The organism is Actinophytocola xanthii (assembly GCF_001921205.1).
GTDB classification, from domain to species: Bacteria; Actinomycetota; Actinomycetes; order Mycobacteriales; family Pseudonocardiaceae; genus Actinophytocola; species Actinophytocola xanthii.
Genome location: NZ_MSIE01000005.1, coordinates 109,035 through 127,064, shown reverse-complemented (window position 1 = coordinate 127,064; position 18,030 = coordinate 109,035). Strand labels below are relative to the sequence as shown.

Annotated in this window: 20 protein-coding genes; 13 read left to right on the top strand and 7 right to left on the bottom strand. The window is 72.7% G+C overall.

All coding sequences use genetic code 11. The features are described 5' to 3' along the window. Window positions 1-10: 10 nt before the first annotated feature. The 11 genes from BU204_RS04870 to BU204_RS04820 all read left to right on the top strand — a co-directional run bounded on the left by BU204_RS04870 (window position 11) and on the right by BU204_RS04820 (window position 10,491). The gene (locus BU204_RS04870; protein WP_075124315.1) at window positions 11-1,228 is read left to right on the top strand and encodes a cysteine desulfurase family protein; all 1,218 of its coding nucleotides are present in this window, start codon (window positions 11-13) and stop codon (window positions 1,226-1,228) included. 2 nt (window positions 1,229-1,230) lie between these two features. Beyond that, window positions 1,231-2,319 carry a tRNA 2-thiouridine(34) synthase MnmA gene (gene mnmA, locus BU204_RS04865; protein ID WP_075124314.1) on the top strand — a complete coding sequence of 363 codons (1,089 nt, stop codon included), beginning with the start codon at window positions 1,231-1,233 and terminating at the stop codon, window positions 2,317-2,319. A 103-nt stretch (window positions 2,320-2,422) separates the two neighbouring features. Continuing rightward, window positions 2,423-3,031: a DUF4178 domain-containing protein gene (locus BU204_RS04860; RefSeq protein ID WP_075124313.1), complete on the top strand. Its 609-nt coding sequence runs from the start codon at window positions 2,423-2,425 to the stop codon at window positions 3,029-3,031. After that, the gene (locus tag BU204_RS04855) at window positions 3,028-3,519 is read left to right on the top strand and encodes a DUF2617 family protein (RefSeq protein ID WP_075124312.1); all 492 of its coding nucleotides are present in this window, start codon (window positions 3,028-3,030) and stop codon (window positions 3,517-3,519) included. The genes BU204_RS04860 and BU204_RS04855 overlap by 4 nt, the downstream gene beginning before the upstream one ends. Next, the gene (locus BU204_RS04850; protein ID WP_075124311.1) at window positions 3,516-3,935 is read left to right on the top strand and encodes a DUF4247 domain-containing protein; all 420 of its coding nucleotides are present in this window, start codon (window positions 3,516-3,518) and stop codon (window positions 3,933-3,935) included. The genes BU204_RS04855 and BU204_RS04850 overlap by 4 nt, the downstream gene beginning before the upstream one ends. Continuing rightward, entirely contained in the window at window positions 3,932-4,846 is a 915-nt protein-coding gene (locus tag BU204_RS04845; RefSeq protein ID WP_143229306.1) for a hypothetical protein, read from the top strand. Before BU204_RS04850 ends, BU204_RS04845 begins: the two co-directional genes overlap by 4 nt. Continuing rightward, the gene (locus BU204_RS04840; protein ID WP_075124309.1) at window positions 4,843-5,706 is read left to right on the top strand and encodes a hypothetical protein; all 864 of its coding nucleotides are present in this window, start codon (window positions 4,843-4,845) and stop codon (window positions 5,704-5,706) included. The genes BU204_RS04845 and BU204_RS04840 overlap by 4 nt, the downstream gene beginning before the upstream one ends. A gap of 13 nt (window positions 5,707-5,719) precedes the next feature. Then, window positions 5,720-6,145 carry a DUF350 domain-containing protein gene (locus BU204_RS04835; RefSeq protein WP_075124308.1) on the top strand — a complete coding sequence of 142 codons (426 nt, stop codon included), beginning with the start codon at window positions 5,720-5,722 and terminating at the stop codon, window positions 6,143-6,145. 8 nt (window positions 6,146-6,153) lie between these two features. After that, complete coding sequence (locus tag BU204_RS04830; RefSeq protein WP_075124307.1) at window positions 6,154-7,719, top strand: polyamine aminopropyltransferase; 1,566 nt, start codon at window positions 6,154-6,156, stop codon at window positions 7,717-7,719. Window positions 7,720-7,809: 90 nt separating this feature from the next. Further along, a complete protein-coding gene (locus BU204_RS04825; protein WP_075124306.1) occupies window positions 7,810-8,901 on the top strand; it encodes a coiled-coil domain-containing protein in 1,092 nt (363 codons plus the stop codon). Between the two features lie 252 nt (window positions 8,902-9,153). Next, on the top strand, window positions 9,154-10,491 hold the full coding sequence (locus BU204_RS04820; protein WP_075124305.1) for an endo-1,4-beta-xylanase: 1,338 nt from the start codon (window positions 9,154-9,156) through the stop codon (window positions 10,489-10,491). A gap of 58 nt (window positions 10,492-10,549) precedes the next feature. Here the strand turns inward: BU204_RS04820 and BU204_RS04815 are convergent, their stop codons facing one another. From BU204_RS04815 to BU204_RS04795, 5 genes are all read right to left on the bottom strand, one after another. Next, window positions 10,550-11,470 carry an LLM class flavin-dependent oxidoreductase gene (locus tag BU204_RS04815; RefSeq protein ID WP_075124304.1) on the bottom strand — a complete coding sequence of 307 codons (921 nt, stop codon included), beginning with the start codon at window positions 11,468-11,470 and terminating at the stop codon, window positions 10,550-10,552. A gap of 57 nt (window positions 11,471-11,527) precedes the next feature. After that, on the bottom strand, window positions 11,528-11,968 hold the full coding sequence (locus tag BU204_RS04810; protein WP_075124303.1) for a MarR family winged helix-turn-helix transcriptional regulator: 441 nt from the start codon (window positions 11,966-11,968) through the stop codon (window positions 11,528-11,530). 58 nt (window positions 11,969-12,026) lie between these two features. Beyond that, window positions 12,027-12,341, bottom strand: a complete 315-nt coding sequence (locus BU204_RS04805; RefSeq protein ID WP_075124302.1) for a J domain-containing protein — start codon at window positions 12,339-12,341, stop codon at window positions 12,027-12,029. A 521-nt stretch (window positions 12,342-12,862) separates the two neighbouring features. Then, on the bottom strand, window positions 12,863-13,297 hold the full coding sequence (locus BU204_RS04800) for an Hsp20/alpha crystallin family protein (RefSeq protein WP_075124301.1): 435 nt from the start codon (window positions 13,295-13,297) through the stop codon (window positions 12,863-12,865). A 30-nt stretch (window positions 13,298-13,327) separates the two neighbouring features. Next, window positions 13,328-14,260: an EamA family transporter gene (locus BU204_RS04795; RefSeq protein ID WP_075124300.1), complete on the bottom strand. Its 933-nt coding sequence runs from the start codon at window positions 14,258-14,260 to the stop codon at window positions 13,328-13,330. A gap of 73 nt (window positions 14,261-14,333) precedes the next feature. On the opposite strand from BU204_RS04795, the gene BU204_RS04790 reads away from it, so the two are divergent. Further along, a complete protein-coding gene (locus BU204_RS04790; protein ID WP_075124299.1) occupies window positions 14,334-15,233 on the top strand; it encodes a LysR family transcriptional regulator in 900 nt (299 codons plus the stop codon). A 94-nt stretch (window positions 15,234-15,327) separates the two neighbouring features. Then, on the top strand, window positions 15,328-16,236 hold the full coding sequence (locus BU204_RS04785) for an AraC family transcriptional regulator (protein WP_083660993.1): 909 nt from the start codon (window positions 15,328-15,330) through the stop codon (window positions 16,234-16,236). A gap of 26 nt (window positions 16,237-16,262) precedes the next feature. Here the strand turns inward: BU204_RS04785 and BU204_RS04780 are convergent, their stop codons facing one another. Further along, the gene (locus tag BU204_RS04780) at window positions 16,263-17,015 is read right to left on the bottom strand and encodes a VOC family protein (RefSeq protein ID WP_075124297.1); all 753 of its coding nucleotides are present in this window, start codon (window positions 17,013-17,015) and stop codon (window positions 16,263-16,265) included. Between the two features lie 27 nt (window positions 17,016-17,042). Continuing rightward, window positions 17,043-17,954 (bottom strand): serine/threonine dehydratase, encoded by a 912-nt coding sequence (locus BU204_RS04775; protein ID WP_075124296.1) that lies wholly within the window; start codon window positions 17,952-17,954, stop codon window positions 17,043-17,045. Between the last annotated feature and the right edge of the window lie 76 nt (window positions 17,955-18,030).

Below are 18,030 nucleotides of genomic sequence, written 5' to 3'. Positions count from 1 at the left end.
TGGAGCAACGATGACCTACCTCGACCACGCGGCCACCACGCCGATGCTGCCGGAGGCGGTGGCGGAGCTGACCGCGCAGCTGAACCAGGCGCTGCCCGCGAGGGGCAACGCCTCCTCGCTGCACTCGTCCGGGCGCCGGGCCAGACGCCGGGTCGAGGAGGCACGCGAGGAGCTCGCGGCGGCGCTGGGTGCGAGGCCCTCCGAGGTCGTCTTCACGGCCGGTGGCACCGAGAGCGACAACCTCGCGGTGAAGGGCATCTACTGGGCCCGGCGCGGAGCACGCCGGCGCCGGATCCTCGTCTCGGCCGTCGAGCACCACGCCGTTCTCGACGCGGCCGAGTGGCTCGCCGAGCACGAGGGCGCCGAGGTCACGCTGCTGGAGGTCGACGGGTTCGGCCGGGTGCACGACGACACCCTGCGCGCCGCGATCGCCGGTGACCCGGACTCGGTCGCGCTGGTCAGCGTCATGTGGGCGAACAACGAGGTCGGCACGGTCAATCCGGTGCGCGAGCTCGCCACGACCTGCGCCGAACACGGCATCCCGTTCCACACCGACGCCGTGCAGGCGGTCGGTGCCATTCCGGTGGACTTCGCCGCGTCCCGCGCGGGCGCGCTCACCCTGTCCGCGCACAAGATCGGCGGTCCGTTCGGCGTCGGTGCGCTGCTGCTCGGGCGGGACGTGCCGTGCGTGCCGGTGCTGCACGGCGGGGGGCAGGAGCGCGAGGTGCGCTCGGGAACCCTCGACGTTCCCGCTATCGCGGCGACCGCGGTGGCCGTTCGGACCGCGGTCGAGGCTCGGGCCAGCCAGGCCGAGCTCCTGGCCGGCCTGCGCGACGAGCTGATCGCCGCGGTGCTGGCGGCGGTGCCGGACGCGATCCTCAACGGCGACCCCGGTCAGTCCGATGTGGATGGAGCACCGTCCCGGCTGCCGGGCAACGCCCACTTCACGTTCCCCGGCTGCGCCGGGGACAGCCTGCTGATGCTGCTCGACGCCCGCGGCGTGGAGTGCTCGACCGGGTCGGCCTGCACCGCCGGTGTGGCCCAGCCGAGCCATGTCCTGCTCGCGATGGACGTCGAGGCCGACCTGGCACGCGGTTCGCTGCGCTTCTCGCTCGGCCACTCCTCGACCCGCGCCGACGTGGCCGCGCTGGCCGCGGTGATCGCCCCGGTCGTCGAGCGGGCCCGCAACGCCGGACTCGTCGGCGCCCGACGCCGGGTGGAGGTCTAGCCGTGCGCGTGCTCGCGGCGATGAGCGGCGGGGTCGACTCGGCGGTCGCGGCGGCGCGGGCGGTGGCCGCCGGGCACGACGTGACCGGGGTCCACCTCGCCCTGTCGGCAAAGCCGGGCACGCTGCGTACCGGCGCGCGGGGCTGCTGCACGGTCGAGGACGCCAACGACGCCCGGCGGGTCGCCGACATCATCGGGATCCCGTTCTATGTCTGGGACTTCGCCGAGCGGTTCACCGAGGACGTGGTCGAGGACTTCGTCGCCGAGTACGCCGCCGGCCGGACGCCGAACCCCTGCCTGCGGTGCAACGAGCGGATCAAGTTCGCCGCCCTGCTGGACAAGGCGGTGGCGCTCGGCTTCGACGCGGTCTGCACCGGCCACTACGCGCGCCTGTCGCTCGTCGATGGCCGGCCCGAGCTGCGGCGCAGCGCCGACGCCGGCAAGGACCAGTCCTACGTCCTCGCCTCGCTGCGCCCCGACCAGCTGCGGCACGCGATGTTCCCGCTCGGCGACTCGGTGAAGGCCGACGTCCGGGCCGAGGCCGCGGGCCGCGGCCTCGCGGTCGCCGACAAGCCGGACAGCCACGACATCTGCTTCATCCCCGACGGCGACACCCGCGCCTTCCTCACCCGGCGGCTCGGCGAGCGGCCGGGTGCGCTGGTGGACGACGAGAGCGGCGCGGTCCTCGGCGAGCACGCCGGGGTGCACGGGTTCACCGTGGGTCAGCGCCACGGGCTCGGCCTGCGGGTGCCGGCGGCGGACGGGCGGCCGCGCTACGTGCTGTCGCTGGAGCCGGTGTCCGGCTCGGTGCGGGTCGGCTCGGCCGAGCGGCTCGCCGTGCGCCGGATCGTCGGCGCGGCGCCGGTGTGGCCCTCCGGCGAGCAGCTCGCCGGCGAGGTGGCCTGCGTGGCCCAGGTGCGGGCCCACGGCGGCACGGCCAGTGCCACAGCGTCCGTTGTGGACGGCGAGCTGGTGGTGCGGCTGACCGACGAGCTGCGCGGGGTCGCCCCCGGGCAGGCCGTCGTGCTCTACCGGGAGGACCCCGGCGGCGACGTCGTGCTCGGCAGCGCGACGATCACCGCGGCCACCTAGCGGGTCTCGAAGTCGCAACGGTCGCGGTCAAGCAGCCGTTCGAGTGATCACAGGTCCGACTATGCTCGCGGGCGTCGGGCCTTGACGTGGGGAGGAACCGGTCGTGACCGAGCTTCTGCTTGTGCTGATCCTGCTCGCGCTGGTGGGGGTGGGCGTCGTGCTCTGGCTGCGGTCGCGGGCCAACCGCCGGCCGGTGGCCGCCGAGAGGCCGGCCAAGCCGGTCGACCCGCTGGCCGACCACCAGGGCATCACCGATATCCGGACCGTCCGTGCCGGCGACATGATCGACTACGGCGACCAGCTGTACTTCGTGCGTGGCTCGCTCCGGCTAACTGAGGGTGGTTTCAGCTGGTCGGAGCACTTCCTGGACGATGCGCGGGGTGACCGGGTGTGGGTCTCGGTCGAGGAGGACCCGGACCTCGAGGTCTACTTCTGGCGCGAGACCGACCTGGTCGACGCGCCCGGCGGGAAGACCATGGAGGTCGGCGGGGTCACCTACACCCGGGACGAGGACGGCACCGCCCGCTACACCTCCGAGGGCACCACGACGGTCGCCGAGCGCGGCTCGGTCGAGTACGTCGACTACGCCGGCCCTGGCGGCAAGGCGCTGAGCTTCGAGCGGTTCGACGGCGGCAAGTGGGAGGCCGGGCTCGGCGAGGAGATCCCGCTGCCGGCGCTGCGCGTCTACCCGGCCGGCAGTGATCGCACGTGAGAGCCCGCCTGGACACCCGGTTCGCCGACTCGCGAGCCGCCGACCTCAGCCTTGCCTACGGCCTGCGCCCGCTGCCGGCGCTGGGCACGCACCGGGTGGTGCTGCCGGGCGTCGCCCTCGAGCTGCGGGTGCTCGGCGCCTCGCACCAGGTGGTGCTGGACGGCTGGTCGGAGACCGTGGCCTGCCTGCCGGACCGGCCCGGTGCGTTGCCCGCGCGCGAGGAGTCGCTGGCCGGCGGCTGGCGGACGACGTTCGAGGCGCACTGCCACCGGCTCGACGGCGACGAGCTCGCCGACCGCGTTCGCGCGATCGTGCTCGAGTGCGCCGCCGACGAGAACGCGCTGGTCGGTGAGTTCCCCGGCTCCCCGCTCGCGGTGACCGCGCTGCGTGCGTGGCCGGACGGGGACGGGGCGAGCTGGCGGACCTGGCACGCCTACCCGCAGGCCGGTGAGCTGGTGGAGACGGTGAGCGTGGTGAGGCCGGTATGAGCAGGCGGGGCAAGTTCCTCCTGGCCGGAGGGCTCGGCGGCATCGGGCTGATCGTGCTCCTGGTGGCCCTGCTCGGCGGCCAGAGCATCCGCGGCCACCTGTCGGACAACTACCAGCGCGTGTCCTCCAACGGCGACTCGATCGTCTACGCGTCGAACAAGAAGCCCAAGGCCGTGTACGAGTCCATCCGGGCCGCCGTTCCACCGGCTGACGTGCAGGTCGACCCGCAGGGCTACTTCATGCGCTACTCCGACGACATCGTCGCCGTCACCGCGAGTGGGACCGGCTCCCGGATCTACATCGACGACGAGCGCCGCGGGTACGCGCACTGGTTCCCGTTCGTCGTCGGGGTCTGGGGCACCGGCTCGGGGTCGGGTGAGGGTGTTCGCGGCGGTGGGCCGGGGGCTGGGAAATGAGGCGCGGGTCGGTCGTGGCCGCGCTGGCCGTGGCCGCGCTGGCGGTGCCGGTCTGGCCGGGTACCGCGTCCGCTGACGTGATCTTCGACCAGGCCGACGCGGAGGAGCTGGCGGGGATCCTCGCCGAGGCCTACGAGGCGCAGCGGGTCTGCTATGGCTGGGTGGTCGACGTGAACAACGTCGGCATCCAGGAGTCCAGCGCCGGCTCCAACTTCGGCGTCGGGCCGGCGCTCGACGAGGTTCCGGAGGCGCAGAGCTGCGAGACGACCGTCGAGTTCCAGGCGGACGTCACCTGGACCAGCGAGTCCTCCGAGGCCGAGGACTCCGCCAGCTACCAGGTGGTCAGCAACCCCAGCGGCCCGACGACGAGCGACCTGGACAGCCTCCAGCTGATCAGTGTGGACAGTCTCAAGGGCGACAACGTCGACGTGGACGTGTTCAAGGCGGTGTCGGCCCTGCCGCTGCTCGCCGCGGACGCCGGCGTGGCCGAGCCCCTGGAGGCGAGCCCCGCTCCCGAGTCCGCGGTCGCCGCGGCCAACGGCGCACCGACCAACTCGCCGGGCTCGGACTTCTGGCGGCGCGCCGGCGGCGCGATGCTCTGGGCCGGTGCGCTGATCCTGGCCGCCGTGGTGTTCGCGGTGTGGGCGCTGCGGTCCTCCCGCCCCGCGGCGCGGGCCGCGCGCGCCCCGCGGGAACAGGCACCGAACTTCCTGCCACCGGACTGGTCCGACGGTCCCGGGGGGACGGTCCCGGTCTGGGACCCGTCGGCGGGCCCGTCCGGCACCCCCTCCGGCGACGCGCCCGGGACGGGCAGGAGCACAGGCCCCGCCGTCCCGCCGTCGCGACAGCGGGACGCGCCCGACCCCGGCCAGGGCCCCGGCGGGGACGGCGGGCCGGAGGACAGGAGATGAGGCGACGGTCGGTCGCGGCCTCGCTGGCCATGGCCGCGCTGACGACGGCCGCCTGGCCGGGTACCGCGTGGGCGGACGTGATCTTCGACCAGGCCGACGCCGAGGAGCTGGCGGGGATTCTCGCCGAGGCCCACGAGGCGCAGCGGGTCTGCTACGGCTGGGTGGTCTACGTCGACAACCAGAATGTTCAGGAAACCAGCGTCGGCTCCAACTTCGGCGCCGGGCGGTCGATCGACGAGGCCGAGGGGCCCTCCGACTGCAAGGCGGCCGTCGAGTTCCGGGCGAGCATCTACTGGAGGAACGAGTCCTCCATCGACGAGGACACCGTCGGCTACGAGGTGGTCAGCAACCGGGTCCGCCCGACCACGAGCGACCTGGACAGCCTGGGGCTGGTCAGCTTCGAGGGTCTCGTCGGCGACGACGTCGACGTGGACGTGTTCAAGGCGGTGTCGGCCCTGCCGCTGCTCGCCGCGGACGCCGGCGTGGCCGAGCCGCTGGAGGCCACCCCCGCTCCCGCGTCGGTGGCCGCCGCCGCCAACGGCGCACCGACCAACTCGCCGGGCTCGGACAAACTCCGCCAGTACGGCGGTGCGATCCTGTGGGGCTTCCTGCTGATGTTCGGCGGCGGGATGTTCGCGGCCTCGGCACTGGCGTCCTCGAGGCCGGCGGCCACCCCGCCGGGGGCGGCACCGATCTTCACGCTGCCCGACCGGGTTCCCACCAAAGAGGGCAGGATCCGGTTCACCAACCCGCCCGCGGCGGGGCCGACGTCCCCGCCGCCCACCACCGAGCCGCGCCGGACCCCACCGGGTGGCACGCCCGCCACCGACCCCGATCGCCAGACCAGGCCCGAGGAATAGGAGCCACCCACCCATGCTGTCCGATGTCTTCTCCGAAGTCGGCATCGCCGCCACCTACGGGCTGGTCGGTCTGCTGCTGATGGCGATCGGCTTCCTGCTCGTCGACCTGCTCACCCCGGGCAACCTGCGCGAGCAGGTCTGGGTGCAGCGCCACCGCAACGCCGCGATCCTGCTGGCCAGCAACGTGCTGGGGGTCGGCGTCATCGTCGCCACCGCCATCGCGGCCAGCGAGAACGACTGGGCCGAGGGGCTGGTCTCCACCTTCGCCTACGGCCTGCTCGGGCTGGTGCTGATGGGCCTGTCCTTCGTGGTCATCGACGCGGTCACGCCGGGCAAGCTGGGCGCCCTGCTGATGGAGGAGCAGCCGCACCCGGCGGTCTACGTCAGCGGCGCCTCGCACCTCGCGGTCTCGGCGATCGTGGCCGTGGCGATCGTCTGAGTGAGGGCATGACCGCGGTCGAGGACCGCCCGGGCCGGCGGACCCGGGCGCTGCGCGCGGGTCTCCTGTTCGCCACCTTCGCCTGTGCGGCCTGCGGGCTGGTCTACGAGCTGGCGCTGGTGGCGCAGGGTTCCTACCTGCTCGGCGACTCGATCACCCAGGCCTCGGTGGTCCTGGCGACGATGGTGTTCGCCATGGGGGTCGGGTCGCTGGCCGCCAAGCCGCTCCAGCGTCGGGCACTGGCCGGGTTCGCGGTCGTGGAGGCCGTCCTCGCCCTGGTCGGCGGACTGTCGGTGCTGGGGCTGCACGCGGCGTTCACCTGGCTCGACCTGTACTGGCCGGCCCTGATCGCGATCTCGCTGCTGGTCGGCGCGCTGATCGGCGCGGAGATCCCGCTGCTGATGACGCTCCTGCAACGCATCCGGCGCCAGGACGCCGGCTCGGCGACGGCCGACCTGTTCGCCGCGGACTACGTCGGGGCGCTCGTCGGCGGGCTCGCCTTCCCGTTCCTGCTGCTGCCGCTGCTCGGACAGACCAGGGGAGCGCTGGTCGTCGGCATGGTCAACGCGGTCGCCGGCGCGTGTGTGGTGCTGGTCCTGTTCGCGCGGACCGTCTCGCGCCGCCGCAGGCTCGCCGTGGCGGCCGGCACGCTCGTCGTGCTCACCGTCCTCGGGGTGGCCTTCGCCGGCAGCGACGCGTTCCTGCGCTACTCGCGCGACGTCCTCTACGACGACCCGGTCGTGCACGCGGAGACCACGGCGTACCAGGAGATCGTGCTCACCCAGTCCGCCCCGCTCGTCGACGGGCCGACCGACACCCGACTGTTCCTCAACGGCGACCTGCAGTTCTCCTCGATCGACGAGTACCGCTACCACGAGGCGCTCGTCCACCCGGTGCTCGCGGGCCGGCGGGACCGCGTCCTCGTCCTGGGTGGGGGCGACGGGCTCGCCCTGCGCGAGGTGCTGCGGTACCCGGACGTGCGTGAGGTCGTCGAGGTGGAGCTGGACCCCGCCGTGCTGCGCCTGGCCCGCGAGGACCCGCGGCTGACCGAGCTCAACGAGCACGCGCTCGACGACCCGAGGGTCCGGGTGGTCACCGCGGACGCCTTCGCCTGGCTGCGGGAGACCACCGAGCGCTTCGACGCTGTCGTCGTCGACATGCCCGACCCGGACTCCACCGCCACCGCCAAGCTGTACTCGCAGGAGTTCTACCTGTTGGTGCGGCGCGCGCTGGCCCCCGGCGCCCGGATGGTCGTCCAGGCCGGCTCGCCGTACTTCGCGCCCCGCACCTTCGACTGCGTGCTGGCGTCGGTCCGCGCGGCCGGCCTCGACGCGACTCCCTACCACGTCTACGTTCCCACGTTCGGCGACTGGGGCTTCCTGCTCGCGCGGGAGGGTTCGCCGCCGCCGCTCGCGGTCGACCCGCCGGCGCCGCTGCGCTTCCTCGACCAGCCGAACCTCGACGCCGCGACGGTGTTCCCGGCCGACCGCCGTCCGTCCGGGAACGTCCCTCCGTCCACACTGGACGATCCGAGGGTGCTTCGGCTCACAACCGAGGAATGGCAGCAATACTGAGGACCGATCGGGGTATGCGGGGAACATGCCGCGGCTCTCGTTCGTATCTACCGTTGAGACCCAGTCCGATGATGGTGTGGAGGTGGAACGATGACACTGCAGGCGGCCGATCCCCGCGACGAGCTCGTGCCGCTGCGAACCGGCTTCGACGTCGTGTTGCGCGGGTACGACCGCGACCAGGTGCGGCGCTACGTCGAGGACATGGAGTCCGAGGTGCGCCTGCTGTCGCTGGACCGGGACGCCGCGTTCGAGCGCGCCGAGGAGGTCACCCGCGTCCTCGAGGCCACCAGGACCGAGCTGCGGGAGCTGCGGGCGCGCTTCGACCGGGTCAGCCGCGCGCCGATCGCTCCGGAGGCGCTCACCGAACGGCTGCGTCACATGGCCGAGCTCGCCCACGAGGAGGCCGCCGAGATCACCAGCAGGGCCCGTGCCGCCGCCGAGCACCAGTGGGCCAGCGCCGAGCGGGCCGCCGCGCGGCTGCGTGAGCGGCACGAGCGACTCGTCGCCGAGCTCGACCAGCGCCGCGCCCAGCTGGAGGCCGAGCACCGCGAGCTGGTGCGCTCGTCGCAGGAGCGGATCGAGGCCACCACCAGGGAGGCCGAACGCCGCCGCCGCGAGCTGGACGACCAGGCCGCCGCCGTGCGCCAGCAGGTCCAGGCGGACTTCGAGATCGCCATGGCCGCCCGCCGGAGCGAGGCCGTCGCCGCGCTGCACCGGCGCGACACCGAGTCCAGGGCACGTGCCGACAAGCTCGTCCGCGAGGCCACCGCCCGGGCCGACAAGCTCGTCCGCGAGGCCACCGCCCGGGCCGAGCAGCTGGTCGGCGAGGCGAGCGCGCGGGCCGAGAAGCTCGACCGCGAGGCCACCGCCCGGGCCGAACAGCTCGACCGTGACTCCGCCGCCCGCGCCGAGCAGCGCGACCGCGACTCCGCGGCTCGTGCCGAGCAGCGGATCCGTGACGCCGACAGCCGCGCCGAGCAGCTCGTCGAGGAGGCGCGAGACCGCGCCGCTCAGATCGTCGAGGACGCGCGTCGGCAGGCCGACACGCTGCGGGACCGTCGCGACCAGGTGGCCGCCCAGCTGCGGGCCGCCGAGGACCTGCTGGCCGAGGTCGGACCGCTGCTGCACCCGCTGCCCGAGGAGGCCGTCGAGCTGGAGCACGCACACAAACCCGCAGCTTGAGCGGCAGGACCACCGCCTTCGTTTTTCCGAAGTACTATCGGAAATTCGCTGCAAGGTGATCTCGAAAAGCCCTCTTGTCGATGTTGGTTTCGCAGCTTCACTGCTGGTCAGGCTGTTTTCGGTGCGATTTTCGTTCCTGCAACTTTCCGGGAACGGCGTGATTGACCGCGATTGTGTTCCGCCGCATACTCCGCCTGGTGTCGCTGTTCGTGTTCGTCTCACCGCGCAGTGTCGCGCAGGAAGGGAACAGCCATGAACATCAGACAGGCGGTCCTGGCCGGGGCGCTCGGCGCGCTCACGGTCGCCGGTCTCGTCGTGACGGCCGCGCCGGCGAGTGCCGCCAGCACCCTCGGTGCCGCGGCGGCCGAACGGGGCCGGTACTTCGGCACCGCCGTCGCGGCGAACCGGTTGGGCGAGTCGGACTACGTGAACACGCTGAACCGTGAGTTCAACAGCGTGACGCCGGAGAACGAGATGAAGTGGGACGCCCTGGAACCCAACCAGGGCTCGTTCAACTACGGCAACGCCGACCGGATCGTCAGCCATGCGCGGGGCCGCGGGATGAGCGTCCGCGGCCACACCCTCGTCTGGCACTCGCAGCTCCCCGGGTGGGTCAACAACCTGTCCGGCTCGAACCTGCGTTCCGCGACGAACAACCACATCAACCAGGTGATGGGGCACTGGCGGGGCCAGATCCACTCCTGGGACGTGGTCAACGAGGCCTTCGAGGAGAACGGCACCCGGCGCAACTCGGTGTTCCAGCGGCAGCTCGGCAACGGCTACATCGAGGAGGCGTTCCGCGCCGCGCGGGCGGCCGACCCGAACGCCAAGCTCTGCTACAACGACTACAACACCGACGGGCAGAACGCGAAGAGCAACGCGGTCTACGCGCTGGTCCAGGACTTCCGGAACCGAGGCGTCCCGATCGACTGCGTCGGCTTCCAGTCCCACTTCAACAGCCAGTCCCCGGTGCCGTCCGACTACCAGCAGAACCTGCAGCGGTTCGCCAACCTCGGCGTCGACGTGCAGATCACCGAACTGGACATCGAGGGCTCCGGCACCGCCCAGGCCAACAACTACCGTCGGGTCGTCGAGGCCTGTCTGGCCGTCTCGCGCTGCACCGGCATCACGGTCTGGGGCGTGACCGACAAGTACTCCTGGCGTCCCAACGGCACGCCGCTGCTGTTCGACGGCAACTACAACAAGAAGCCGGCCTACGACGCGGTGCTCGCCGCGCTGGGCGGGTCGGGCGGCGACCCCGACCCGGACCCCGACCCGGTGCCGGGCGCCTGCACGGTCTCCTACGAGGAGACCGACCGGTGGCCGGACCGTTTCAACGGGAGGGTCACGGTGACCGCGGGCCGCTCCGCGATCAGCGGCTGGACCACGACGGTGACCGTGCGGTCCCCGCAGAGGATCGCGAGCACCTGGAACGGCAGCCCCACCTGGGACTCCAGCGGCAACGTGATGACCATGCGTCCCAACGGGAACGGGAGTCTCGCGGCCGGAGCCACCACGAGCTTCGGCTTCACCGTCATGGCCAACGGGAACTGGACGACGCCGACACTGGGGTCGTGCACCACGTCGTGACGGAGGGCCGGCCGGCCCGAGTGACACCGCGTCGCGATGTCACTCGGGCCGGCCGCGGCTACCGGCGCCCCACAATTGTCGAGATGTTCTCCCGGACGGCCGGGACCACCTCGCCGGCCCACCGGGCGAGGGAGTCGGCATCCGGTGTGGCGCCCTGGGGCGAGAACAGCGTGAAGCCGGCCGCGGCGTGTTCCAGGACCGCCGCGGTCAGCTCCTCGACCCACTGCTCGGCCGAACCGCCGATCCAGCGCCCGTCGCGGTCTCGGGTGGCGGGCAGCGGTCGGTCCGTGATGCGGCCGGGAAGGTTGAAGATCGTGCGGATGTCCCCGGGGTCGCGGCCCGCGGCGGCCGCCGCCTCGTCGATGACCGGGCGCGACTCCCGGTACCGCTCGCTGTGCCAGTCCGCGGCGTGGCCGGGGATCCAGCCGTCGGCCACCCGCCCGGTGGCGGCGAGCGACCTGCGGCCGACCGAGCCGGTCCACACCGGCGGAGCGGGCACGGGCGCGGGCTCGATGCGGTCCACGCGGTAGTGGCGGCCGTGGTGGGTGACCGGCTGGCCACCCCCGCACAGCTTCCTGACCAGCAGGATCGCCTCCTCGAACGCGTCCACGGCGTCGCGCGGGGACAGCCGGGGCACGCCCATGTCCGAGATCCGGTCCCACAAGCCGCCCGCGCCCATGCCGAGCACGACCCGCCCGCCCGACAGCGCCGACAGCGACGTCACGGTCCTGGCGAGCATCGGCGCGGGCCGGGTCGGCAGGTTGGTGACGTTGGCCAGGCCGCGGATGTGCCGCGTGCGCCCCAGGGCGAACCCGACGCCTGCGTAGGCGTCGAGGCGTTCGCCGAGGTAGGGGTGGTCGGACAGGGAGAAGTGGTCGAGCCCTTCGCGGTCGGCGCGCTGAACCATCCGAAGCAGGTCCGGCCCCTCGTGAATGGCGCTGTGCGCACCGAAGCCGAAGACGACGTGAGGTAGGGACACGGTCCTGCCCTTCGTTGAAGTTCGTGATGCGAACTATATTGGTTCGCATCACGAACTTCAATGGTCGTCGTCCAGTGCCAGGAAGACCTCGGGCACCTCGTTGTCCAGCACGACGCGGCCGAGCAGTCGGACGAGCGTCGCGCGCTCGTCGGCGTCCAGGCCGGACGGCAGCTCCTCGAGCCGCCGGCAGGTCTCGGCGTAGAACTCCTCGACGAGCGTCCTGCCGTGCGCGGTCAGCGCGACCCGCACCGCCCGCAGGTCGTCGGGTTCCTGCTCCCGCCGGACCAGGCCGTTGCGCTCGGAGCGATCGACCAGACCGGTCAGGCTGGACTTGGCCAGCCGCAACGTTTCGCCGAGCTCGCTCATGCCGTACGGCCTCGCCATCAGCACGCACAGCAGCTGACCCTGCTGCGAGCTCAGCCCGTGCTCCCGGGCGGACTCCGCGTATACGGCACTCACCAGGAACGTCGAACGCACGAGAGCGGCCGCCATCCCCATCCGGCCGTCACCCTGCCTGCTCACGTGCGGAGGGTACCGGGAAACTTCGTGAGACGAACTACCCCGGCCGGGACGGGCCGTGGTAACGCACCGGCCCGACCCGGATCGCGGGCTCGGTACGGCGTGGGGGAGGGGCCGGGCGGGGAGGAGCGACGGGGGACTGGCTCAGCGACCGGTCGTACTCGGCCCGGCGGGCCGGGTCGCGCAACACGGCGTAGGCGGCGAGGACCGCCTCGAGGTGGGTCGCGGAAGTGGCCGGCGGCCCGGTGTCGGGGTGGTGGCGCCGCACCAGGCGGTGGTACGCGCGAGTGATCTCCTCGTCGGTCGCCGCCCGGGGGACGCCGAGTGTGGCGTAGTGGTCCTGGCCGGCCATGCGTGCTCCTGTTCGGCAGACCGGTGGCCCGGTCGCGGGGACCGGGCCACCTCTACCACGAGGTCCGTCGGGGCGGCTCACCGTCGCGCGCCCTGTGGCGAGGGCGGCCGGTGTCGTCGGCCGCGTCGGCTGAGGAGGTGGCGAGCGGCGCCGACGGCCTCGTCGTTCAGTTCGGTTGTTGCCTCAGGGATCGGTTCTCCGGTAGGTGCGACGTGCCCTCACCTGCCTTCCGCTTCTCTGCCGGTCGATGGACGGTGGCCGGCGGCGAACGCTGCCGGCCCCGGCGGGGACCTTCCGGGTGCCGCGAACGCACCCGGACGCGGGACCGAAGCCGCCGGCTCCCGGTGGGGCCCCGACCGGAGGGACGCCTCGGCCGTACCGGTCGAGCGGGGGGCGGCTCGTCCCATGACGCCTCGATGATCGCCTCGAACTCGGCGCGGACCAACTCCTCGTCCGCACACAGCAGGGCGAGGAACTCGTCGGTCTCCCGCACGGACGCCGCGACGCTCATCGCGCGGGCGTCAGGCGTTGAGGTGCTTGCGGCTCTCGCCGGTGCCGACGGCGATCCGGCGCGGCTTCGCGGTCTCGGCGACCGGGATCCGGAGGGTGAGCACGCCGGCCTCGTAGTGGGCGTCGATGTGCTCGGTGTCCAGGGTCTCGCCGAGGAACAGTTGGCGGGAGAACACGCCGGTGGGCCGTTCCTGGATGTGGGTCTCGACACCCTCGCCGGTCGTCGGGCGCCGCTCGGCCTTGACGGTCAGGACGTCACGCTCGACATCCAGCTCGATGGCCTCCGGCGGAACGCCCGGGAGGTCGAACGTCACCACGAACTCGTCGCCGGAGCGGTAGGCGTCCATGGGCATGGCCGTGGGACGTGACCAGGTTCCGCCCTGGGCGCCGAGGAGCTGCTGGGTCAGCCGGTCGAGCTGACGGAACGGGTCGGTGCGCATCAACATCGGTATTACCTCCTCGTGGTCGACAGGACGTCAACGCGCTTGGGACCTTTGTAGCATGTCATCGGAACGATGACAAGGGGAATGTCGTCCAAAAGCTGACTTTGTTCGCCGCCGGACGGTGACGACGCCGGTCAGCACCCCGCTGATGATCAGCACGGCGGCGACGAGCTGGGTCGAGGTGATTCGCTCGCCGAGCAGCAGTGCCGCGGCGGCCATGCCGAAGACCGGCACCAGCAGCGAGATCGGGGCGACGGTGGACGCCGAGTAGGTGCGGATCAGGTAGCCCCACGCGCCGAACCCGGCGACCGTGGCGAGCAGGCCGACGAAGGCCACCGCGCCGACCGCCGGCCAGGTGACGGTGCGCAGGGTCTCCCAGTCCCCTCGCGGGCCCTCGACCATGGCGGAGAGCGCGAACAGCGGCAGGGTCGCGAGCGCGCTGACCCAGACCATGAAGCGCAGCATGTCCGGCGGACTGGCCCGGCGGATGGCCACGTTCGAGATGCCCCACATCGCCGCGGCGCCGAGCAGCAGCAGGAAGGCGCCCACCGGGGCGGTCCGCCCGAGGTCGAACGCGATCAGCCCGACCCCGGCGAGGGCGACCGCGAGCCCGGCGACCTGCCGGCGGCCGAGGCGTTCGCCGAGCAGCGCGACCGCGAACAGCGCGGTGAACACCGCCTGGGTCTGCAGCACCAGCGACGAGAGCCCGGGCGGCATGCCGGCGGCCATCCCGGTGAACAGCAGGCTGAACTTGAGGATCGCGAGCGTCAGCGCGACCAGCGCGACCCACCGCCACGGCACGCCGGGGTGTCGCAGCACCAGGATCGCGGGCACCGCGGCCACCAGGAACCGGAGCGCGGAGAACAGCAACGGCGGGAAGTGGTCGAGCCCGACGTCGATCACCACGAAGTTGACCCCCCAGACCAGGGCGAGACCGAGGGCGAGCAGGACGTGTCGGAAGGCCATGACGATCAGCCCACCGCAGGGCAATGTGAAGCACAAGTTAATAACTCGAACCTGTGAGGGTTAGCATCGCTTCATGCTCGATCTCGCTCGCCTTCGGGTGCTGCACACCGTCGCCGGCCACGGGACGCTCGCCGCCGCGGCCCAGGCGCTGCACCTGACCCCGTCCGCCGTCTCCCAGCAGATGTCCAAACTGGAGCGTGAGGCGGGCTGTGCGCTGGTGGAGCGGAACGGCAGAGGGCTGCGGCTGACCGAGGAGGGCCTGGCGCTGGCCGACCACGCCAGGCGGATCCTGGCCGCGGTGGAGGAGGCCGAGGCGGACCTCGACGACCGCCGGGGGCAGGTGCGTGGCCGGCTCTCGGTCGGCGCGTTCCCCACCGCCGCCCGCGGGCTGCTGCCCGAGGTGCTGCTCGCCTGCCGAACCCGCTTTCCCGGTCTGGAGGTCCGGCTCTGCGAGGTGGAGCCGTACCAGGCGACGGCCCGGGTCACGGCCGGGGACCTCGACCTCGCCGTCTCCCAGGACTGGACCAACATGCCGGTCGCGCTGCCGGACCGGGTGCGGGTCCGGAAGGTGGGTCTGGACCACGCGGACGTCGCGCTGCCCGCCGGTCACCCGCTCGCCGGCCGGGCGAGCATCGCCCTCGAGGCGCTCCGGGAGGACCCGTGGATCGCCTCCACCGCCGGCACCATCTGTCACGACTGGCTCACCACCACCTTCCGCACCGCGGGCCACGAGCCGCGGATCCTGCACCAGGCGGAGTTCCCGACCCAGCTCGCGCTCGTCGCGGCGGGTCTCGGGGTCGCCGTGGTGCCCCGGCTCGCCGCCCATGCCGTGCCGGACGGGGTGGTCCTGGTGCCGGTCGAACCGACGCTGAGCCGCCGGATCTTCGCCCTCTGGCGGGAGGAGGCGGACCGCCGTCCCTCCGTGCGCGCCTTTGTGGACATGCTCTGCCGGGCTTGGGCCGACCGCGGCTGAGGCGGACGGCCGGGCCGGAGGTGTCGGCTCCGGGCTGGTCCGGTACGGATTCGTTGTCCTACGGGTGGTTGTCCCGGTCTAAGATCCATTGACCGTGACCGTTGTCCGACCGGCCGATCCCCTGGCCGAAGTGCTGCAGGACATGCGGCTGTCGACGACGCACTACGTCCGGGCCGAGCTGACCGCCCCCTGGGGTCTGGAGCTGCCCCCGACCGACCTGGTCACGTTCCACTTCGTGGTCGCCGGCCGCTGCTGGCTGAGCGGCCAGGGCGAGAGCCGTTGGTTGGGGCCCGGCGACCTCGCCGTGGTCCCGCACGGCGGTACCCACCGCATCTCCGACCAGCCTGACCGGCCGGTGGAGCAGTTCGAGGCCCTGCGGCGCAAGCAGCTGGGCCGGCACTCCTGGCTGCTGCGCCACGGCGGCGGCGGCATGCCGGCGCTCGTCCTGTACGGGCGGGCCGTGCTGGACCAACCGGACCAGCCGCTCGCCGGGCAGCTGCCGCCGTTGATGGTCCTGTCCGGACAGTCGGCCGGCGCGGTCGCCGCGGCGATGGCCCACGAGGCGACCCAGACCACCCCGGGCGCTGAGACAGTGGTGTCCCGGCTGGCCGACGTGCTCATCGTGTACGCGATCCGGTCCTGGCTGCGCGGCGCGCCGAGCGGCGGTTATCTGGGCGCACTGCGCGACCCGCACCTCGGCCCGGTGCTCGCCCGGATGCACCGCGACCCCGGCCACGCCTGGTCGGTAGCCACGCTCGCCGCGGCGGCCAACCTCTCCCGCTCGACGTTCGCCGAACGGTTCACCGCGACCGTCGGCAGCACCCCGATGGCCTACCTCACCGAGATCCGGATGCGCCTGGCCACCACCCTGCTGACCGACGGCCTCTCGCCGTCCCAGGTCGCGGCCCGCACCGGGTACGACTCGGTCGCGGCGTTCTCCCGCGCCTACAAGCGGACCACCGGAATCTCCCCGGCGGTGACCCGTCGAGGTGAGCAGTCCTAGAGCACGTCGGTTGGTTCCTCCGGGACTCAGGCCGGGGTGAGGACGCAGAACTCGTTGCCCTCCGGGTCGGCGAAGCAGGTCCACGGGACCTCGCCCTGGCCGAAGTCGATGTCCACAGCGCCGAGAGCCCGCAGCCGGTCCGCCTCCGCCTGGTGATCTTCACCGGGGTACGGCCGGAGGTCGAGATGGATGCGCGGCCGAAGGGCCGGGTCCCACCCGGTCCGCACGTCGGTCGAGCGGACGAACTCGACGTAGGGCCCGACGTCCTGGGCGGACCGCAGCAGCGCGCGCCGGTCGGTCACCTCGTGCAGGGTCCAGTCCATTGCCTCGTCCCAGAACCGGGCCATGGCGTGGGGATCGGCGCAGTCGACCACCACCACGGCGATCGGCCCGGTGTCCCGGTGGTTCGCTCGAGGCTCCAGCACACAGAACTCGTTGCCCTCCGGGTCGGTGAGGACCGTCCACGGGACATCGCCCTGGCCGAGGTCCGTAGGCGTCGCGCCCAGTTCCCGCAGGCGTGCGACCAGGTCCGCGTGGTGGCCGGCGGAGGTCGTGGCGAGATCGACGTGCACGCGGTTCTTCCCCGTCTTGGGTTGCGGGTCGGCGACGACGTCGATGCACAGGGCGGTGGGGTCGGGGTAGGCGAAGCCCGGGGGCTCGAGGTTGGTCACACCGGGTGCCTCGCTGGAGACGACCCAGCCGAGCGCTTCCGCCCAGAACCGGCCGAGCGCCGCGTCGTCCCGAGCCTTCAGGTGGAGCTGGACGAGTCGGGTGGCCACGCCGACGATCCTAGAGCGTGTGTTGCCCTACGACGGTGTCCAGTCGGTGTTGGCGCCGCACAGGACGAGGCAGGGCAGGTCGCCCTCGACCGAACCGGCCAGCCAGGCGGCGAACGGGACCGCACCGGCCGGCTCGACGGCCAGCCGGAACTCGTCCCACAGCCGGTCCCGGGCGGCGAGGATCTGGTCGTCGGTGACGACGACCGAACGGGCCGAGTCGCGCAGTACCGCGAACGGAAGCTCACCGATACGGGTCGCGCCGAGTGCCGAGGAGGCGACTGAGTCCACATCGGAGTCCACGGGCCGGCCGGCCTCCTGGGCCGCCTGGAAGGCCGCGCAGTCAACGGGTTCCACCGCGACGACCGGCCGGCCACCCGAGCCCAGAACGGTACCCGCGGCAAGTCCGCCCCCGCCGACCGCGACAACCAGGCTGTCCACATCGGAGGAGTCGGCGACGGCCTCGGCGGCGCAGGTGCCCTGGCCGGCCACCACCAGCGGGTCGTCGTAGGCCGGCAGGTAGCGCCGCCCCTCCGCGGCCGCGTCGGTCATGGCGGCCTCGGCCGCGGCGGCATAGGTGGCGCCGTGCCGGATCAGCTTCGCCCCCGTCGCCTCGATCCGCCGCGCCTTCGCCGCCGGCGCCGAGTTGGGCACGTAGACCGTCGCCGGCAGGTCGAGCAGCGCGGCGGCCGTCGCCACCGCGAGCCCGTGGTTGCCGCCGGACGCGGTCACCACCCGCTCGGGCCGCTCGCCCCCGCCGAGCAGGGCGTTGAGCGCACCCCGGAGCTTGAACGAGCCGGTCAGCTGGAGCTGCTCGAGCTTGAACACGAGCGGCCGGCCGTCGACCCGCACGCGCAGGTTGGGCGTGCGCCGGGCATGCGGAGCGATCCGGGCGGCGGCGCGCTCGACGTCGGCGGGGGTCGGGAGGGGCTGGCTGGGCATGGGCATCCTCGAGGAGAACGGGCGGAGATGGCCGGTGTCGTCGACCCTACGCCGATCACTCCGCCGGTCACGCCAC

Coding starts and splice junctions, on each gene's coding strand:
- BU204_RS04870 (WP_075124315.1), top strand. CDS start 11: ATGACCTACCTCGACCACGCGGCCACCACGCCGATGCTGCCGGAGGCG.
- BU204_RS04850 (WP_075124311.1), top strand. CDS start 3,516: ATGAGCAGGCGGGGCAAGTTCCTCCTGGCCGGAGGGCTCGGCGGCATC.
- BU204_RS04845 (WP_143229306.1), top strand. CDS start 3,932: ATGAGGCGCGGGTCGGTCGTGGCCGCGCTGGCCGTGGCCGCGCTGGCG.
- BU204_RS04840 (WP_075124309.1), top strand. CDS start 4,843: ATGAGGCGACGGTCGGTCGCGGCCTCGCTGGCCATGGCCGCGCTGACG.
- BU204_RS04835 (WP_075124308.1), top strand. CDS start 5,720: ATGCTGTCCGATGTCTTCTCCGAAGTCGGCATCGCCGCCACCTACGGG.
- BU204_RS04830 (WP_075124307.1), top strand. CDS start 6,154: ATGACCGCGGTCGAGGACCGCCCGGGCCGGCGGACCCGGGCGCTGCGC.
- BU204_RS04825 (WP_075124306.1), top strand. CDS start 7,810: ATGACACTGCAGGCGGCCGATCCCCGCGACGAGCTCGTGCCGCTGCGA.
- BU204_RS04820 (WP_075124305.1), top strand. CDS start 9,154: ATGAACATCAGACAGGCGGTCCTGGCCGGGGCGCTCGGCGCGCTCACG.
- BU204_RS04810 (WP_075124303.1), bottom strand. CDS start 11,968: ATGGGGATGGCGGCCGCTCTCGTGCGTTCGACGTTCCTGGTGAGTGCC.
- BU204_RS04805 (WP_075124302.1), bottom strand. CDS start 12,341: ATGGCCGGCCAGGACCACTACGCCACACTCGGCGTCCCCCGGGCGGCG.
- BU204_RS04800 (WP_075124301.1), bottom strand. CDS start 13,297: ATGTTGATGCGCACCGACCCGTTCCGTCAGCTCGACCGGCTGACCCAG.
- BU204_RS04795 (WP_075124300.1), bottom strand. CDS start 14,260: ATGGCCTTCCGACACGTCCTGCTCGCCCTCGGTCTCGCCCTGGTCTGG.
- BU204_RS04790 (WP_075124299.1), top strand. CDS start 14,334: ATGCTCGATCTCGCTCGCCTTCGGGTGCTGCACACCGTCGCCGGCCAC.
- BU204_RS04775 (WP_075124296.1), bottom strand. CDS start 17,954: ATGCCCAGCCAGCCCCTCCCGACCCCCGCCGACGTCGAGCGCGCCGCC.